The sequence below is a fragment of the Porphyromonas crevioricanis genome (assembly GCF_900167225.1).
Taxonomy (GTDB): domain Bacteria; phylum Bacteroidota; class Bacteroidia; order Bacteroidales; family Porphyromonadaceae; genus Porphyromonas; species Porphyromonas crevioricanis.
Map to the genome: position 1 here is coordinate 40,618 of NZ_FUXH01000012.1, position 16,960 is coordinate 57,577.

General features: G+C 44.0%; 15 protein-coding genes and 1 pseudogene. 7 read left to right on the top strand and 9 right to left on the bottom strand.

Annotated features, from left to right (window positions below; all coding sequences use genetic code 11):
• Positions 1–78: 78 nt before the first annotated feature.
• The 5 genes from rny to B5D48_RS07060 form a co-directional block, all read right to left on the bottom strand.
• The gene (gene rny / locus B5D48_RS07040) at positions 79–1,623 is read right to left on the bottom strand and encodes a ribonuclease Y (RefSeq protein ID WP_023941438.1); all 1,545 of its coding nucleotides are present in this window, start codon (positions 1,621–1,623) and stop codon (positions 79–81) included.
• Between the two features lie 139 nt (positions 1,624–1,762).
• Positions 1,763–2,077 carry a cell division protein ZapA gene (locus tag B5D48_RS07045; RefSeq protein ID WP_023938083.1) on the bottom strand — a complete coding sequence of 105 codons (315 nt, stop codon included), beginning with the start codon at positions 2,075–2,077 and terminating at the stop codon, positions 1,763–1,765.
• Positions 2,077–2,373: a hypothetical protein gene (locus B5D48_RS07050; RefSeq protein WP_023938082.1), complete on the bottom strand. Its 297-nt coding sequence runs from the start codon at positions 2,371–2,373 to the stop codon at positions 2,077–2,079. The genes B5D48_RS07045 and B5D48_RS07050 overlap by 1 nt, the downstream gene beginning before the upstream one ends.
• A 136-nt stretch (positions 2,374–2,509) precedes the next feature.
• On the bottom strand, positions 2,510–3,088 hold the full coding sequence (locus B5D48_RS07055) for a ribonuclease HII (RefSeq protein WP_023938081.1): 579 nt from the start codon (positions 3,086–3,088) through the stop codon (positions 2,510–2,512).
• Between the two features lie 14 nt (positions 3,089–3,102).
• Positions 3,103–4,317 (bottom strand): aminotransferase class V-fold PLP-dependent enzyme, encoded by a 1,215-nt coding sequence (locus B5D48_RS07060; RefSeq protein ID WP_023938080.1) that lies wholly within the window; start codon positions 4,315–4,317, stop codon positions 3,103–3,105.
• Positions 4,318–4,472: 155 nt separating this feature from the next.
• Here B5D48_RS07060 and porX point away from each other — a divergent pair, with 155 nt between their 5' ends.
• From porX to B5D48_RS07090, 6 genes are all read left to right on the top strand, one after another.
• The gene (porX, locus tag B5D48_RS07065; RefSeq protein WP_042120426.1) at positions 4,473–6,014 is read left to right on the top strand and encodes a T9SS response regulator signal transducer PorX; all 1,542 of its coding nucleotides are present in this window, start codon (positions 4,473–4,475) and stop codon (positions 6,012–6,014) included.
• Between the two features lie 9 nt (positions 6,015–6,023).
• Positions 6,024–6,446, top strand: a complete 423-nt coding sequence (tsaE, locus tag B5D48_RS07070) for a tRNA (adenosine(37)-N6)-threonylcarbamoyltransferase complex ATPase subunit type 1 TsaE (protein ID WP_023938077.1) — start codon at positions 6,024–6,026, stop codon at positions 6,444–6,446.
• Between the two features lie 89 nt (positions 6,447–6,535).
• Positions 6,536–7,255, top strand: coding sequence for a UMP kinase (pyrH, locus tag B5D48_RS07075; protein ID WP_023938076.1), 720 nt, complete (start codon positions 6,536–6,538; stop codon positions 7,253–7,255).
• Between the two features lie 35 nt (positions 7,256–7,290).
• Positions 7,291–7,851 carry a ribosome recycling factor gene (gene frr, locus B5D48_RS07080; protein WP_023938075.1) on the top strand — a complete coding sequence of 187 codons (561 nt, stop codon included), beginning with the start codon at positions 7,291–7,293 and terminating at the stop codon, positions 7,849–7,851.
• 65 nt (positions 7,852–7,916) lie between these two features.
• Positions 7,917–8,864 (top strand): ribosome small subunit-dependent GTPase A, encoded by a 948-nt coding sequence (gene rsgA, locus B5D48_RS07085; protein WP_036888315.1) that lies wholly within the window; start codon positions 7,917–7,919, stop codon positions 8,862–8,864.
• 87 nt (positions 8,865–8,951) lie between these two features.
• Positions 8,952–10,034, top strand: a complete 1,083-nt coding sequence (locus tag B5D48_RS07090) for a leucine-rich repeat domain-containing protein (protein ID WP_023938073.1) — start codon at positions 8,952–8,954, stop codon at positions 10,032–10,034.
• A gap of 457 nt (positions 10,035–10,491) precedes the next feature.
• On the opposite strand, the gene B5D48_RS07095 is transcribed toward B5D48_RS07090, so the two are convergent.
• The 3 genes from B5D48_RS07095 to B5D48_RS07105 form a co-directional block, all read right to left on the bottom strand.
• Complete coding sequence (locus B5D48_RS07095) at positions 10,492–11,640, bottom strand: Ig-like domain-containing protein (RefSeq protein ID WP_023941451.1); 1,149 nt, start codon at positions 11,638–11,640, stop codon at positions 10,492–10,494.
• Positions 11,641–11,699: 59 nt separating this feature from the next.
• A complete protein-coding gene (locus B5D48_RS07100; RefSeq protein WP_148292444.1) occupies positions 11,700–12,797 on the bottom strand; it encodes an Ig-like domain-containing protein in 1,098 nt (365 codons plus the stop codon).
• Between the two features lie 291 nt (positions 12,798–13,088).
• On the bottom strand, positions 13,089–13,850 hold the full coding sequence (locus tag B5D48_RS07105; RefSeq protein WP_042120424.1) for an Ig-like domain-containing protein: 762 nt from the start codon (positions 13,848–13,850) through the stop codon (positions 13,089–13,091).
• Positions 13,851–14,456: 606 nt separating this feature from the next.
• Here B5D48_RS07105 and B5D48_RS07110 point away from each other — a divergent pair.
• Positions 14,457–16,118, top strand: a complete 1,662-nt coding sequence (locus B5D48_RS07110) for a leucine-rich repeat protein (protein ID WP_023938069.1) — start codon at positions 14,457–14,459, stop codon at positions 16,116–16,118.
• 330 nt (positions 16,119–16,448) lie between these two features.
• Here the strand turns inward: B5D48_RS07110 and B5D48_RS07115 are convergent.
• A pseudogene (locus tag B5D48_RS07115) lies at positions 16,449–16,960 on the bottom strand (transposase); the annotation flags it as partial.

Sequence of the window (16,960 nt, forward strand, 5' to 3'; positions counted from 1 at the left end):
AAAAAGCGAGGCGGACAAGAAAATGTCCGCCTCGCTTTTTTTGTACGAAAAGAAAAGATTCTGCTTTTCTCCTCCTTTTTATTTGGCGTAGCTCACTGAGCGAGTTTCGCGTATAACGGTAATCTTGACCTGTCCCGGGTAGGTCATTTCCTCTTGTATGCGCCTTGCAATTTCGTTGGATAGGGTCGCAATCGAGTTGTCATCGGTATGTTCGGCCCCTACTATCACACGCAACTCACGACCGGCCTGAATAGCGTACGTTTTTATTACACCGGGGTAGGAGAGAGCTAACTGCTCCAAGTCGTTGAGACGTTTGATATAAGCCTCGACAATCTCACGACGTGCACCGGGGCGAGCACCACTGATGGCATCGCACACCTGCACGATAGGTGCCAATAGAGAGGTCATCTCGGTTTCATCGTGATGTGCACCTACAGCATTGCATATATCCGGTTTTTCCTTGTATTTCTGGCAGAGCTTCATCCCCAGCAGAGCATGTGGCAATTCGGGTTCGTCATCTGGCACTTTACCTATGTCGTGCAACAGGCCGGCTCGCTTGGCTTTCTTTGGGTTGAGCCCCAATTCTGAAGCCATCACTGCACATAGATTGGCTGTTTCTCGGGAGTGTTGGAGAAGGTTTTGTCCATAGGAAGAGCGATACTTCATTTTACCGACAAGACGTATCAGCTCGGGGTGCAGACCGTGGATACCGAGGTCGATCATTGTGCGCTTACCTGTCTCTATGATCTCTTCCTCTATCTGCTTTCTCACTTTGGCTACTACCTCTTCGATGCGTGCCGGGTGGATGCGTCCATCCTGTACCAGTTGGTGTAAGGCCAGACGAGCCACTTCTCTGCGTACCGGATCGAAGCCGGAGAGCACAATCGCCTCAGGTGTATCGTCCACAATGATCTCTATACCGGTAGCAGCTTCCAAGGCCCGGATATTGCGTCCCTCACGTCCGATGATCCGACCCTTGATCTCGTCATTTTCTATATGGAAGACTGTTACAGAGTTTTCGATGGCAGTTTCAGTAGCCACTCGCTGTATGCTTTGTATCACGATGCGCTTGGCTTCCTTGTTTGCCGTCATTTTGGCTTCTTCGATGATATCATTGATATAGCCGGAGGCCTCATTCTTGGCTTCATCTTTCAGATTTTCTACCAAGTAGTTCTTTGCTTCCTCGGCAGACATTCCGGAGAGAGACTCCAGCTGCTCTCTTTGTCTACGTGACAGGTCGTCAAGCTCCTTCTGCTTATTGTCGAGAATACCCATTTGGGCTGTCAGATTTTCCCGAATGGTATCTAACTCTTGGTTTTTCTTTGCAAGTTCTTCTTGCTTTTGCACGAGGTTGCGCTCTCTATTGCGTATTTTGCTCTCGGACTGTTGCAACTTGGCTGTACGCTGATTGACTTGCTTCTCCAGATCGGACTTGAGCTGAATAAACCGTTCCTTTACTTCGAGGAGTTTTTTCTGTTTGATAACTTCCGATTCTCTTTCTGCTTCGGCCAATCTTTTAGCGGCCTTTTGCTTCAAAAGAGATCGCTGCACGGCCCAGGCTACGACCAGGCCCAGCAAAAAAGTCATGATCGCTATGATCAAGGTTGTGCTTTCTACTGCCATTATTCTTAGCTATTCGTTTAAAAATCATACAACAAAGACACACCCCCCATCGGTGGTATGTCTCAAGCTATCAAGGACAAGAAGAAAGAGTAGGAGAGAGTATAGACAGTCGAACAAGCGCGGGATGAACAGACTTTTGTTAGCGGTATTGGCGTAAAAACTCCTCTACTGAGCTATTAAGACGTCTGACTTCTTCCATAAGAGGGGCTGTATCCACCTCCTTACGAGTGCGATGCAAGTAATAAGACCTATCCAGAGCCGCCATGGCAAGATAGTCTTCGGGAGAAATGCGATCACTTTGCCCATATTGCACCTTGTAAGATTCTATGCGAGCGTTGAGCTCAGCAGCAGCCATACGATAGCATGGCTCCAGCCTGCTATCCACGACCAATGGCAGACGTATGCCTTGCACAATGAGGGTAATGCTCTGTTGTCTGCCTTCTGTCGAATCCATTATTCTGTTTCAAGTAGTGCTATGCACTTATCTATATCTTCTATCAGGCAGTCCAAACGCTGTTTGGTCTGCTTTATTTCTTCTTGGCTTGTGGCTATGGCTCGGGCGGTAAGCAAGGTCTCGGATTTCCCCTTGGCTACTGCACATTGCAGTTCTGCTACCTTTATGCGCTCTTCCTGCTCCCGAATGGTTGCTTCGAGCTGCTCTATCCGTGCTGCTTGAGTACGTACAAGATCCATGAGACGGGCAACATTGTCGCCAAGCCTCTTTACATCGTACTGCTCCTCTTGCGTCATAGCACCAGCTTTGATGGAGCAAAGTTAAGCTAAACTTGCGAAAGAACCGACCCTTAGCCCATGGATACTCAATCCTTTAGAGACTGTTGTACAACATGGCTCTCGCTATGTTACTGTCGATATCCAGGGCAGTCTGTCAGTGAAGGCGAAAAGTAAGTCGATGAATAGGTGTCGTTCCCAGCCGTGCGATCGCTTCTCTATGGGTCTTAGTCGGGTAGCCCATGTTGTGCTCCCAATCGTAGCCGGGAAAACGCAAGGCGGCTTCTTGCATATAGCTGTCTCTATGTGTCTTCGCTAAAATGGAGGCGGCTGCGATGCTCTGATAGAGAGCATCACCATGTACTATGCAATAGTGAGGAAGGTTTCCGAATGGCTCAAAACGATTCCCGTCTATCAAAAGGAGTTCAGGAGAAATGCTAAGAGAGGCAATTGCCCTGTGCATAGCCAGAAAAGAGGCTCGCAGGATATTGATTTGGTCTATCTCCTCAGCCGAGACGCTGGCCACAGACCAAGCGAGGGCTTCGCGTTCAATCAAAACTCTTAGAGCTTCCCGTTTTCTGACCGAAAGTTTTTTCGAGTCATTGAGCAGGTCGCAAGAAAAGTCCGGAGGCAGGATAACCGCTGCGGCAAAGACCGGTCCAGCCAAACAGCCACGGCCGGCCTCGTCACATCCACACTCGGAACTTCTACCCGGTTGATAGTGAGATCGGAGCATTTTGGATCTCTGATTCAAAACATCGTGACGGTCCGCTTTATGGCTTTCAAGAAAGCCTGCACATCTTCCTCCGTATTGTAGAGGCCGACAGAGACGCGCACAGTGCCGCTCAGACCAAAATAGTCCATCAGGGGCTGGGCGCAGTGATGCCCCGTGCGAACGGCAACACCTTGCTGATCAAGCAGCATCCCCATGTCGTAGTGATGAATATCCCCGATTAGAAAAGAAATAACACCGGCTCGTTCCCGGCTTGTCCCCAGAAAGCGAAATCCCTTTATCTGCTCAAGCCCCTCTATGATTTGATGGGATAGCTCAGCTTCATGCCGGGCTATGGACTCGATCCCCAACTCCTCCACAAAGTCCAGTGCTGCGGACAATGCTACAGACCCTACATAGTCGGGCGTTCCTGCTTCAAATTTGTAGGGGAGCTCATTGTAAGTTGTTTTGTCGAAACTTACCTTGGCAATCATTTCTCCCCCTCCTTGGTAGGGAGGCATCGTTTCGAGCAGCTCTCTTTTTCCATAGAGGACTCCTAATCCGTTAGGACCGTAAATTTTGTGTGCAGAAAAGGCCAAAAAGTCACAGTCAAGGTCTTGTACATCCACTCTACTGTGGGCAATCATTTGGGCTGCATCCACCAACACCGGTACCTTGTGTCGGTGAGCGATCTCTATCATTTGTTTTACTGGATTGACAATGCCGAGCACATTGCTGATACCGGCAATGGCGACCATTGCGGTTTGAGGAGAGAAGAGTTTTTCGTAGGTGGCCAAGTCCAACGAACCATCTTCTAAGAGGGGAATGACTCGCAGTTTGAGCCCCACTTGTTCTCCTGCTAATTGCCATGGAACGATATTGGAGTGGTGCTCGGCTGTGCTCAGGATTAGCTCCGAACCGGGGCTAAAGTGCTCTTTCCCATAAGAGGAGGCCACCAGATTGATTGCTTCGGTCGTTCCTCGAACAAACAAAATAGAGGAGGAATCGGCTGCATTCAGATAGGTCGCAATCCGCTGTCTGGCCTGCTCATGTCTCTCGGTAGCCATTCGGCTGAGGTAATGCACTCCCCTGTGGATGTTGGCATTGTAGCAGCTGTATGACTCTGTAATTGCATCCAACACAGATTGTGGTTTCTGCGTTGTGGCTGCATTGTCCATATATATATAGGGCTTACCGCTGACAAGTCGGTTCAGCAGAGGGAATTGTTGGCGTATTTCTTTCACATTGTACATGGTGCCGGCAAAGTTACAAAATGCGACCTATGGAGTACATCTCCAACTTGCTTTCCTATTTCTCTCTGATCGATTTTGTTAGGAGCCTCAATCGAGAAGTTGGGAGGTCTCTGCTCTTTTGTACCTTTGAGCGGAGTAGATAAAACGAATTTCCTATGAGAAGATACAGCATATTGTGGGCGGATGATGAGATAGATTTGCTGCGTCCACACATCCTTTTTCTCGAAGCTAAAGGCTATGATGTTACAGCTGTAAATAGCGGTCTTGATGCTTTGGAAGCCCTGCGTGAGCAGGACTATGATATTATATTTCTGGATGAGATGATGCCCGGGCTTACCGGATTGGAAACACTGCTTCGGATCAAAGCCTTGAAAGCTCATATCCCAGTCGTTATGGTGACCAAGAGCGAAGAGGAGCAACTCATGAATGAAGCCATAGGTCGTAGCATTTCGGATTACCTGATCAAACCGATCAACCCTAACCAGCTTTTGCTTTCTCTCAAAAAACATGTGCATGAGCATACTCTCAAAAATGAGTCGGCCATACAGAGCTACCGTCAGGATTTTTCCGATTTGTCTGTACAGATATCCGACTGCAACAGTATGGAGCAGTGGAAAGAATTGTATCGGAAACTTGTCTACTGGGATCTTGAGTTGGAGCAATCGGCTCCCGATATGGCTGAAATGCTTGAGATGCAAAAACGAGAGGCCAATTTGCAGTTTGTTAAGTTTGTTAAAGAACATTACGCGGACTGGATGGCAGGACAGGGGCGGCCTCTGATGAGCTCCGAGCTTATCAAAACTAAAGTGTTACCTCTGTTAGATGCAGGCGAGAAAGTTTTCTTCATATTGATCGACAACTTTCGTCTGGATCAATGGGAAGCAGTCAAGACTTTGCTCACTCCTTACTACAGCTTCGATGAGGATCTCTATTGCTCAATACTCCCCTCGGTAACGCATTATGCACGCAATGCAATCTTTGCAGGGCTTATGCCGGCCGACATTGCCCGAATGTATCCTGATATGTGGATAGACGAGGAGAGTGAAGAGGGTAAGAATCAATACGAAGAACAGTTGCTTTCGGCTCTTCTGCAGCGATATCGTAAAAACTATTCTTTCTCTTACCACAAAGTCTATGATACGGCTTTTGGAGAGAAACTTCTCGGACGAATCAATAGCCTGAAACAGTATGACCTGAATGTGATCGTACTCAATTTTGTGGATATGATGTCGCATGCTCGTACAGAAAGCAAGATGATGCGGGAGCTGGCCGGCTCGGAAGCTGCTTATCGCTCTATTACCAAGAGCTGGTTTGAGCACTCTACTGCCATGGAGATGTTCAAACGCATTGCTCAGCAAGGGGCACGAGTCATCCTTACCACTGATCACGGCACCATACGTGTACACGAAGCGTTAAAAGTGATAGGAGATCGAAGTCTCAACACCAATCTGCGATACAAGGCGGCCAAGAACCTGACATACAAGGAAAAAGAAGTATATGAAATCCTCAAACCGGAGCAGTATGGGTTACCTAGACCCGGCCTGTCGGGCAAGTACATATTTGCCACGGGCAGTGACTTCTTTGCCTACCCCAATAATTTCAATCACTATGTGCAGTATTACCAGGGTACCTTTCAGCATGGCGGTATATCGCTCGAAGAATTGCTTATCCCGGTAGTTGATATGCAAGCCAAGTAGAAATCTAAAATGAAAACCAGCTATACAATCCATACCCTCGAGGATCTCTCCCTGGTGGCGAATCAGTTTGCTTCCGAAATAGGCTCTCGGAGAGTCTTTGCTTTCTATGCTCCTATGGGGACAGGCAAGACGACCTTTATTAAGGCCGTATGTGAAGCCCTCGGTGTGAAAGATGTGATCAATAGTCCGACATTCTCCATTATTAATGAGTACCGAAGTGAACCAACAGGAGAGACAATTTATCACTTCGACTGCTATCGTCTGGAGCAAGTACAGGATGCTCTCAACCTCGGGGCGGAAGACTATTTTGCTTCCGGTGCAATATGTTTTATCGAATGGCCGGAGGTTCTGGAGCCAATCTTGCCGGATGATACTGTGAGGATACATATCAGTGAGCAGGCAGATGGAAGTCGGGTGCTGGAGTTGAGGTAGGGGTATCTTTGCGGAGTGTAGTATAGAGTAGCTTTGTATAGCTCTTGGGTTCGTTTATCTTTGTAGAAGCGTAAACAAAACATTTAACAATGAACACTCTCAACCAGCCTTATCACCGTGTGTTACTCAAATTAAGCGGAGAGTCCTTGGCAGCCTCCGGCAAGCATGGTATAGATGCCCATAGATTGAGTGCCTATGTGCAAGACATTAAGGAAGCCCATGAGAGGGGCATAGAGATTGCTATTGTAATAGGGGGTGGTAATATATTTCGTGGAGTGACCGGTACCTATACCGGTATTGATAGGTACAGTGGAGATCAAATGGGTATGCTGGCGACCGTGATCAATAGCTTGGCTCTTTGCTCGGCTCTGAGGCATGCAGGTGTGCATGCAGATGTGCTGACTGCTGTGCGTATGGAGCCGGTGGGTGAGTTCTACAGCAAATGGAAAGCAGACAGTTTGTTGCGTCAGGGGCATGTAGTGATACTTTCCTGCGGAACTGGAAATCCCTACTTTACCACGGATACAGGTGCGGCCCTCAGAGGAATAGAGATCGAAGCCGATGCTATGCTCAAGGGGACCAGAGTGGATGGGATTTATACCGCTGACCCGGAGAAAGACCCTACTGCCAAGAAATTCGATACCATCAGCTATGATGAAATATACGAGCGAAAGCTCAAGGTAATGGACCTTACGGCTTCTACTTTGTGCAGGGAAAATGCTCTACCTATCGTTGTCTTCGATATGGACAAACCCGGCAATTTGCAGGCTGTACTTAGAGGAGAAGCTATAGGGACTATCGTTCGCTAACAACAAGGAATAAACACACCAAACTAAATACGTATATGGATATTCAAGAATACATCTCCGAAGCCCGGATGGGTATGCAAGATGCAGTAGAATACCTCGAAGAAACCCTTGCTCGTATTAGGGCAGGTAAGGCAAACCCTAAAATTTTGGATGGGATTATGGTAGAGTACTACGGTGCTCCAACTCCTCTGACTCAGGTTGCTACGGTGACTGTTCCCGATGCACGCAGCATTGTGATTACTCCTTGGGAAAAGAAAATCATTCGGGATATAGAGAAAGCTATCATCGATTCTCCATTGGGTATTACACCCGAAAACAACGGAGAGTTGATTCGCTTGGGAATCCCTCCTCTTACCGAGGAAAGACGCAAGCAGCTTGTCAAACAGATAAAGACAGAAGCCGAAGATGCTAAGATAAGTGTACGTAATGCCAGACGTGATGCTATAGACAAGATCAAGAAATCAGTCAAGGCAGATTCTACTCCGGAAGATGTGGCCAAAGATGCCGAATCCGAAGCTCAGAAAGTGCATGATGCCTATATCAAGAAGATCGATGAAATCTTCGCTGACAAAGAAAAAGAAATAATGACTGTCTGACACGAGATCGAAGCAGGGCAAGAGAGGTGAAAGGCCTTGGCCTCCCTGCTTCTTTTTCTTCAGCTATGCTCCAAGGTTTGGTGATTTGCAATACCGGCAGCCACTACACTGTGCTGACGGATGACGGGCTTCAATTAGATTGCCGGGCCAAGGGTAGTTTGCGCCTAAAAGGAATACGTTCTACCAATCCCATCGCTGTGGGAGATAGGGTTGAGGTTGATCCTCGCTCTACTACGGAGGATGATGCGGTCTGCTATATCAGACGAATATTGCCACGGCGCAACTATATCATTCGGCGAGCTTCCAACCTTTCCAAAGAGGTTCATATACTGGGAGCTAATCTGGATGCTGCCCTTTTGGTCTGTACTGTGGCACGACCGGAAACGTCTACAACTTTCATTGATCGATTTTTGGCTACGGCCGAGGCCTATTCTGTACCGGTGGAGCTGGTTTTCAACAAAATAGACGACTACGCAGAGCCGGAGCAGGAGGCTCTTGAGTATCTGCTTGATTTATACCGCAATATCGGTTATCGCTGTTTTGCCACCTCTGCTGTCACCGGAGAAGGAATAGAAGATTTAGGGCAGCACATGACAGGGCGTATAACTCTTGTCAGTGGACATTCTGGGGTGGGTAAGAGTACGCTTATCAATGCCCTTGTTCCGGGACTTCATTTGCGGACTGCTGCCATATCGGATATTCACCAGACCGGAATGCATACCACTACTTATTCCGAAATGATCCCTCTTTCGCAGGGTGGATATTTGATAGACTCTCCTGGTATCAAAGGTTTTGGTACGATAGAGATGGATGAGGCAGATGCCTCTCATTACTTTCCCGAGATATTTGCAATGTCTGCCCATTGCAGATTTGCCAATTGTACGCATTTGCATGAGCCGGATTGTGCTGTACTAAAGGCTGTTGAGGAGGGTAAAATTGCCCCTACTCGTTACAATAGTTATCTGAGTATATTGGGCGATAGCAAAGCCGGCAAATACAGACCGGAGTATTGAAAAGACTCCCCTGGTCGGCAGTATCGACAGTATGTGATACTTTGTGATTTTGAATATATAATCTTGCTAATCTAAAAGGAATTAGAAATGAAAAAAATCTCTCTCCGTTCTTTAGGGGTGATTTTTATCGCCCTGTTTGCTGCACTGAGTTTTTCCCAAGTGCATGCTGAAAACTATATCTCCTTCAAGACAAAAAAACAACCTGGAGAAGGAGTTTTTGTTCGCCTCTACATCATTGCCACTGGAAAAGTGGAATTTGAGGGTATTGATGGGAGTAGCTTCGTAAACAAAAAATTCTGCAATTACACTTTAAATTCCCAAGAGGTAAAAATCAAGGGAGACATCTCATGGTTCTACTGTTATGAAAACGACATTACAGAGCTAGATGTGTCCAACTGTCCTAATCTCTCTGTGTTGCTGTGTTACAAAAACGAAATAGAAAAATTAGATGTGACTGCCAATGAAAACTTGGAGAGCTTGCGTTGTCATAAGAACAAGATCAAAGAACTTGATTTGAGCAAATCCTCTTCTTTGAAGAATTTGGAATGTAGCAATAATCCAATCGAAAAAGTTGATGTTTCCCAATGCCTGAATCTAAGAGAGATTGATTGTCATGCAACCAAAGTCAGAACCATAGATTTTTCCAATAACACCCATGTCCGTGATGTGCGCGTTTTTCTCAACGAGATCCCCGAATACGAAATGTTGCATTTGGTCAGAACTCTCCCGATGAGGAAGTATGATCAGTTGAAAGGTAAAGAAGGAAAGTTTTATGTGGTAGAAAGCAGGGATAAGTTGAATCGAGAAGAGAAAAATGTGTGTAACACGGATGCTGTGAAAATAGCAGGGGATAAAAACTGGTTAGTGCTCGACTATAGCAATGGCAAAAATCAAGGTAAGGGAGTAATTTATCCGGGAGTGAAACCATCTGATATCGAGCTTGCTGAAGACGCCAATTATGCTGTTTATCCCAACCCTGCTCAAGATTATGTTATTGTTGCAACATATCCGTTCGCAGAGGTTAGACTCTTAGCTATGAATGCTGAATGCTTGCTTACGACAGTTGCTGATAGCGATGGTTTGGCTCGCCTGAATCTTGCAAAAGTCTCTGACGGTCACTACGTAATAATATCTGGTGATAAGGTTTTCAAACTGACTGTTGCTCACTGATAAATTTGATATGAGAGTAGTTTTCTTATCTCCTGTCTGGGTTTTGAAACTATTCAGTCCATAATAACTTCAAAAGTTTATATAAAGTAAAAGGGGCTGTGTTGAATACCATATTTTGACACAGCCTCTTCTTTTTTATTTGTATCAGTTTTTGCTCTTTCGATCTTGAGCTACTTAGTCATTCCTTAAAAACTTCTTTAAGGAATGACTAATATACTATTACGAAACTAAGCTCTAGTCATCTCTCTCTTTCTCTTCCTCTTCAGTTTCAAACCTTTCTATCCCCCCCCCTAAAGCTGCCAAAAACTATTAAGATGCTAAAAAAGAGACTTTTCATCTGCAAAGAACAGATTGTATGATTTCACAACAAAGAGGCTGTGCCAAATATCAGCACAGCCTCTTGTGTGTATCATCTCTTTGTTAAGAGAACAGCTTCCTATGTCTTCTCTATTGTTGGTTAATTACCAGTTGTATTCACGAGCATTGTTATACCTCTGAAATCACTCATATACAGAATAGAGAAATATTTATCACCGAATTTGAAACCATAGGCATTGTGTTTTTCCGAGTAATCCCATTCTTGAGGTTCAATTCCATTTATTTTGAGCCATTCTATAAAATCGGGTTTCTTTACATCGTGAATATCCTCTATGCAGTTGAGCACTATTGCAATATTCCCTTGTCTGTAAATAACTCGTCTGATATTACTTTGCTCAAATTTCTCTCCTTCAAGTGTGTAATCTAATTCTCCTCCAGGAGTTTCTTTTCTTAGACCCAATTTTTTCTCATGTTCTTGGAGTTTTTTCTTGTCTTCATTTGAAGGGGAAAGTTTCACATAAGAGAGATCAGGAAAGTCTTTTGCATTCTTTACTACAGGGTGTATGGAGTATCTCCAAATAGTAAGAGTAGATTTGCCCTTATAGTCAGGTGCTTCGTTCTTTTCTAATTGAGCAAAAACAGGCCCTCCATTGTCCCAAATAAGTGAACTGCCATCACTGGAGACACTTGATTCCGGATAATTCTGTTCGACCATCATTTCATTGATTTTTGGTGCTTGAGAAGCTAAAGTCTCGGTTGTATGACAGAGAATCAAGTCTCGGCCTGCAGCGCGAATTCCGTAAACAACAGCCGTGATTGTCAGGTCTTTGTTGACGTAGCCAGGGAATTTTTGTCCCCAAATATCCACATTAGACATGTGTTCTCTTCCAACTCCTTCTTCATGCTCGACGATATTGGGATCCTGGTCATTTGTAGAGAAGTTGAAAAGAGGAAGTTCAGTATTTACTGTTCCCTGAGGCTTTACAATCACTTTGAGTTGCACATCTTTTGCATTCTTTGCAGAAATGATAATCGTAGTTTCGCCAATCTCAACTCCCTCAATTTTGCCATCAGAAACTTTCGCTATCTTTTCGTCCAAAGACTTCCAACTTACCGGAGTGCGAGGAGTGGTTGTGACTGTAACAGTCTTGGTACGTCCTTTTGTTACTGAGACTTCCTTCTGATCTAACTTGATCTTCACTTCTGTTTTCTCTTTATCACAAGAGAAGAGGGAAAGAAGCAAAACAGAAGCAATTGCCATCAAGGCTATACTAAATGATTTTCTCATTGTCTTTTTAGTTGATTATTAAATACGGATGTCAATATTCGGTACCCCTACTTGTATATCTACAGAGTGAGTTGTTTAGATGTTCCATTCAAAACCGCAGGGTCAAAAATTTGCATCAAAATGTACTCTCCGGAAAGGTATACCACAAGCAAATGGGTTTTGGTCAGTAGTTGTGCTTTTGTTTTATTCGCATTAAGCTTCCATTCTCCTCCTTCTCCACAGTTGAGGCGGATCCACTTATTGAAGCTCTCATTTTTCACATCTTCAACCTTTGCCAAACAGTTGAGTCTGGTATTTAGGTATGGCCTTTCCTTCTGCTGTTGAGGTTTACGAATGTATATTACGGCATCAAAATTACTCAACATTGTTTTTTCCTCAAGGGGATAGTAGGCTGGATTTTCAGGGTTCGAAGCTTTCCCTCTTTCTCTGAAGCCCAATCCTTTCTCGAAAGATTCTATATCTTCCAAAGAACCAGTTAGAGCTTGCATGGATGGAAAATCTTTGACATCTTCCACTACGGGATGCAGGACTTCTACTATCTTCTCTTCCTTGGAGTATTGACCCTCCTCCATAAATTGAAGAACGGTTCTAGTTCCATACTCTTTATGAATAAATGAGAAAAGAATAGCCTCGATATTTCCCTTTTGCCATTTGATTGCAGGATCACCGTCCGGTTCCAAAGTAACTCGCTCTGGTTTCCCAAACCCTGCATCAAGCATCAATTTCTCAGTGCGCTCAAATCTATCCAAAGTTTCTTTGGAATAACACATGATTATCTTGTGTGTTTTGTTTGCAATACCATATATCACCACGGGGATCGTTGGTAGATCTACATTCAAATACCCAGGGAATCTTGATCTATTTAAGAAATTTATTTCTCGGTTGAAAACACGACCAACATTCTTTTCATAAGAGACAATGTCTTCGTCTAAGTCGTTTTTTACGAATTTTAGTAGAGGTAATTCCGATTTTTTTACCTCTACATCTATCACTACATCTTTGGCCTTTTCTGCTGAAATAACAACTTGAGTAACACCTTCCTGCATAGCCCAAAGCTCGCCGGATTGGTTTACTTTGACAACAGTTGGGTTTTTGCTGCTCCAATTTAGAATGGTCTCAGGCTCTGTAGTAACTTTCAATTTTACATACTGACCCATTGCTATAGTCATTGACAGAGGGCTATTTAACTTAATCTCAACTTTTTGTTGTGGTTTATCTTCTTTTGTGCAAGAAGACAGTAAAAGCATACTCACAGTCAACAATGACAAGAGCACCGAAGATAAAATTTGTTTCATTGTACTTGGAACTAAGATAGAGTTTGGATACAAACACTCACCAGAATAGATTTCCTTTCCCTTTAAAAGGGATTATCGAGAGTGTACCTTCTTAAAATTCAAATGGGAGAGCTGAGATTGCTTCTCCCATTTGATGCTGCTTATTGGTGTCTACTACTTTTTCTTGTAAAAGATAAGCAGAGAGTTGCTGTTTAACTCTTCTCTGTATTTGTCATCAACAATCTCAGCTTTTATACCATCCATGCGAGACCATTGGTAGCAAGGTTCATCCAGGAAGCCTTTTACAGGATCTTTGGAAGTGGCTACAAATCCCATTTTCTCCAAGTCGGTGGCCACTTCGGGATGATCATCCCAATTCTTGCGTAGGAATGCAAATGTTAGAGCCATAGTACCCTTTTCTCTTCTTTGATCGTAAATGGTGGCTGTTACTACTTTGTTTTCTTTATTTAGAAAACCACTGAGAGGCAGGACAACGGTAATTAAGGCCGGTTGGCGACCGAGGGCTAATTCGTGAGGACCAACAGCTCCTATTAATTCCTCTTTATCTTTAAAAAAAAGTTTTACTATGGGTAGCTCGGATCCCTTGGGAGGGGTACTTTCCCATTCTTTTACTGTTATTTTTACTCTCTCTGGTTGGGCTTTTGAAGCTTTTACCTGGATAAAGGTTTCGCCTTTTCCCTGAGCTTTCACTATGCCATTTTTGTCGACAGTGGCAATAGACTCATCAAGAGAGAGGAAAGAAAGTGGACCTGTGGGAGTTACTGAGACTTCGAGTTTGGCGGTTTGACCAATTGAAAGTTCTAGATTCTTGGTTATCAAGTTGATTTTACTACCCTCTACCTTCTTGTCGCAAGAAAAAAGAGACAAGACCATAAGACCTGCTGCAAGCAGAACGGAACTGATTTTGTTTTTCATTTTGTTGTTTAACTTATGCATTATTCGCTATTTAAATACGTTTTTCTAAGCAGAGTTTATGCCCATCATTTTTTTTCTACACTCGTCTCTGTTGTTTGTTTGTGCTTTGTTCTCTACACAAGAAAGAAGATATGAGATCTAAGATCTACTGCGGATATTATTCCGCACAAAAACTTTCCTCACAATCTAATTTCACACTAAAAACTTCTGAGTGTAAACACCAAAGAAAGACCGCAACCCCTTGCTCGGCAAACTTAATAAAAATCTGGTTTGACGAGAAAAAGACAATACGCGTTAGTATAGATAGTTCTTATCGTGATGTATTCAAGTTGATCAGAAGTTTTTTGAAATGGTATTAAAATGATATGCATATTTCTCTCCTTTGATTGAATTGGCTTTTTTTTGTCTGTTTTTTTTACTTGAATTATTGCAAGAAAAGAGGAATTCGGTGTCTTATTTTTTTTGAAAAGGATTTCCCATGAGAGATTCTGAAGAGCAGGACTAATTTAGGAAGTGGATACAGCTAAAAAATTGCTAAACTTGCAACTGTACAAAGTCTGCCAATTGCGGATAACAAATATCGAAAGAAATAAAAAGAGAATTGCTATGACCAAAAGACTAACTATTATTTATTTACTGAGCATTTTCTTCTCTCTCTTTGTCTTTTCTTGTTCGAAAGACAAGGACGAAGAGGAAAAAGTGTATTTCACTGTGACATTCGATGCAGATGGAGGTATGCCTATTCCCCTGGCTCAGCGAGTGGCAAAAGGAGAGACAATTGTAGCTCCTTCGATAGTTCCCCAAAAGACCGGCTTTGTTTTTGTCTGTTGGTCTGAGGATGGAACGAGTTCATACGATTTTCACACACCCGTAACACGAGATTTTACACTGCGAGCTAAGTGGCAGTCAGAGGCTGTTGCCGAATATTGGAATGTTACATGGGAACTTAATGGCGGTTCGTGGCCAACGGGTGATAATCATGTTGATAGGGTGCTCAAGGGAGGAACTTTGACAGAGCCTTTGGCTCCTGTTAAAACAGGAAACACTTTCGATGGATGGTATCAGGATGCCGGATTGAGTAAAAAAATCTCTTTCCCCTACGATGTGAGTACTCAGACATCAGATATCACTCTTTATGCTAAATGGATGAAAGAAGACATCCCTGGCGATTTTGTAGTGTTTTCCAGTATAGAAGACCTTTATAGCTGGCTCCAAAAGCAACCTTTTGACAAGGAATACAAAGTCGGTCTCAAGGGCATCAATCTCGACAGTGGTGACAATTGGAGAGAATTAAGGCGCACTATTAAAGCTGCTTCTATCAAAAATCAGACCATTTTTTTGAATCTGAAAAGTTGTACAGGAAGAATGATCCCCAATGGAGAATGGGAGGACAGTAAACTGTATGCCACATTTAACGAGCTTCGCAATTTGGAGAAAGTCATTCTGCCGGAGACCTTGGAAATAATCGGAGAATACGCCTTTTATAAATGCGGGATTTCAGAGATTGAATTTCCCGATCAGTTGCAAGTCATAGGCAGAAAGGCCTTTCTTGGATGTCATTTTTCAGCTATTGAATTTCCCGCAGCTTTGCAGAAGATCGGCGAAGCTGCTTTTGTCAGTTGTGGCGTTTTGGCGTCTATCAAATTGCCCCAAGGTCTGAAGGAGATCGGAGAGGGAGCTTTCAAATCTTCCGGTTTGGAGACTGTCACTATTCCGAATCCTGCGACCAAGATTGGAAGTGGGGCATTCTCTTATTGTTCTAAGCTGACTCGGGTAATGTTGCCTGAAGGAATAACTTCTTTAGGGTATTGGTTTGTAGAGAATGAAGCTTTGCAATCAATTAATATCCCTTCGACGGTGAAGGTAATAGAAAAGCTCGCATTATCTGGTTGTAAAACATTGCCCACCATCGCAATCCCCAATGGAGTGATCAAAATCGAGGAAGGTGCTTTTCTGGGTTGTGCAGCTCTGCCTTCCATCAAGCTCCCCGAAAGCCTAAAGGAAATAGGTGGGAAAGGAGTCTTTTCCGATTGTACATTCAGTACCATTGAATTTCCCAAAGGAGTCCAAACTATCGGAAATGGTGTCCTTGGAAAGAGCGCAATCATCCAAATCAGGATGTTAGGAGAGATACCTCCTATATTGGAAGGAGAGCTGTACACCAATTCTCCGTTCGTCTTTCAGATACGCGTGCCGGCCTCAGCCGTCGATACTTATAAGAAAGCGAAAGGCTGGAAGCAGTATGCCGATAAGATCTCAGCGGAGTAAAATCTGCAGAATTTCATTGAGAGAACATTATACGCTTCCGAAAAGTCACTAATCTTTTTGGGGAAAGATTAGTGACTTTTCTAGAAGAAATTAGCCGCTTTTGAAGAGGAGCTTATTCTACATATGGAGAGCCTTTTCGAAAGTCTTGTAAGTAAGATACTGTTACTTAATTTACATGAGACCTTTGAAAAATAAGGAGATGTAGGAAAGAGGTATTCTTCGGATAAAAGGAGGGAAGAATTTGGGGGGAAGCAAGGGACAAGGAATAAAATGGCTTGTAAATTACCCTTGCGGAGCTACATGAACGATCTCCGCAAGGGTAATTATGTCTTATCCTACACATGAGGACATAATTATCCCCGGTGTTCTGTATAGGTTAAAGGCGATGCTCTCAAGAATGTTTTGGGTATGGGTCTTTGCAAGCCCCCGGTAGCGACATCGTCCGCCATGAAACCACCGACGAATACTGCCAAAGGGGCGTTCGATGGTAGTCCGTATCGGACTGATTGCTTTGTTTCGCTGTTTCTCTTGCTCGGTCAATGCCCTGTTGCGTTGTGCCTTGTGCATAATGCCATCTTGAAGGTGATGTGTTTGCAGGTACGAACGATTTTCTCGAGAAGCATATCCTTTGTCCGCCAGGATGGCTGTGCCTTGTGGAATGTTTATACTCTCCAATAGCGGAATAAGCTCCTTCGTATCACTGCGGTTCGCTGCAGTCGTTATCACCCTTTGAACAATGCCTTGAATATTGGTCAAACAATGCTTTTTGTATCCATAGTGATAACACTTTTGTTTGTACACCCAACGTGCTTATTCATCCGTCCCTTTACGCTGACGGACAA

Bases quoted from the DNA above. Each gene is read 5' to 3' on its own strand.
- B5D48_RS07110 (WP_023938069.1), top strand. From the start codon at position 14,457: ATGACCAAAAGACTAACTATTATTTATTTACTGAGCATTTTCTTCTCT.
- B5D48_RS07090 (WP_023938073.1), top strand. From the start codon at position 8,952: ATGAAAAAAATCTCTCTCCGTTCTTTAGGGGTGATTTTTATCGCCCTG.
- B5D48_RS07060 (WP_023938080.1), bottom strand. From the start codon at position 4,317: ATGTACAATGTGAAAGAAATACGCCAACAATTCCCTCTGCTGAACCGA.
- pyrH (WP_023938076.1), top strand. From the start codon at position 6,536: ATGAACACTCTCAACCAGCCTTATCACCGTGTGTTACTCAAATTAAGC.
- tsaE (WP_023938077.1), top strand. From the start codon at position 6,024: ATGAAAACCAGCTATACAATCCATACCCTCGAGGATCTCTCCCTGGTG.
- rsgA (WP_036888315.1), top strand. From the start codon at position 7,917: ATGCTCCAAGGTTTGGTGATTTGCAATACCGGCAGCCACTACACTGTG.
- B5D48_RS07055 (WP_023938081.1), bottom strand. From the start codon at position 3,088: ATGCTCCGATCTCACTATCAACCGGGTAGAAGTTCCGAGTGTGGATGT.
- rny (WP_023941438.1), bottom strand. From the start codon at position 1,623: ATGGCAGTAGAAAGCACAACCTTGATCATAGCGATCATGACTTTTTTG.
- B5D48_RS07095 (WP_023941451.1), bottom strand. From the start codon at position 11,640: ATGAGAAAATCATTTAGTATAGCCTTGATGGCAATTGCTTCTGTTTTG.
- frr (WP_023938075.1), top strand. From the start codon at position 7,291: ATGGATATTCAAGAATACATCTCCGAAGCCCGGATGGGTATGCAAGAT.
- B5D48_RS07045 (WP_023938083.1), bottom strand. From the start codon at position 2,077: ATGGATTCGACAGAAGGCAGACAACAGAGCATTACCCTCATTGTGCAA.
- B5D48_RS07050 (WP_023938082.1), bottom strand. From the start codon at position 2,373: ATGACGCAAGAGGAGCAGTACGATGTAAAGAGGCTTGGCGACAATGTT.
- B5D48_RS07100 (WP_148292444.1), bottom strand. From the start codon at position 12,797: ATGGGTCAGTATGTAAAATTGAAAGTTACTACAGAGCCTGAGACCATT.
- B5D48_RS07105 (WP_042120424.1), bottom strand. From the start codon at position 13,850: ATGAAAAACAAAATCAGTTCCGTTCTGCTTGCAGCAGGTCTTATGGTC.
- porX (WP_042120426.1), top strand. From the start codon at position 4,473: ATGAGAAGATACAGCATATTGTGGGCGGATGATGAGATAGATTTGCTG.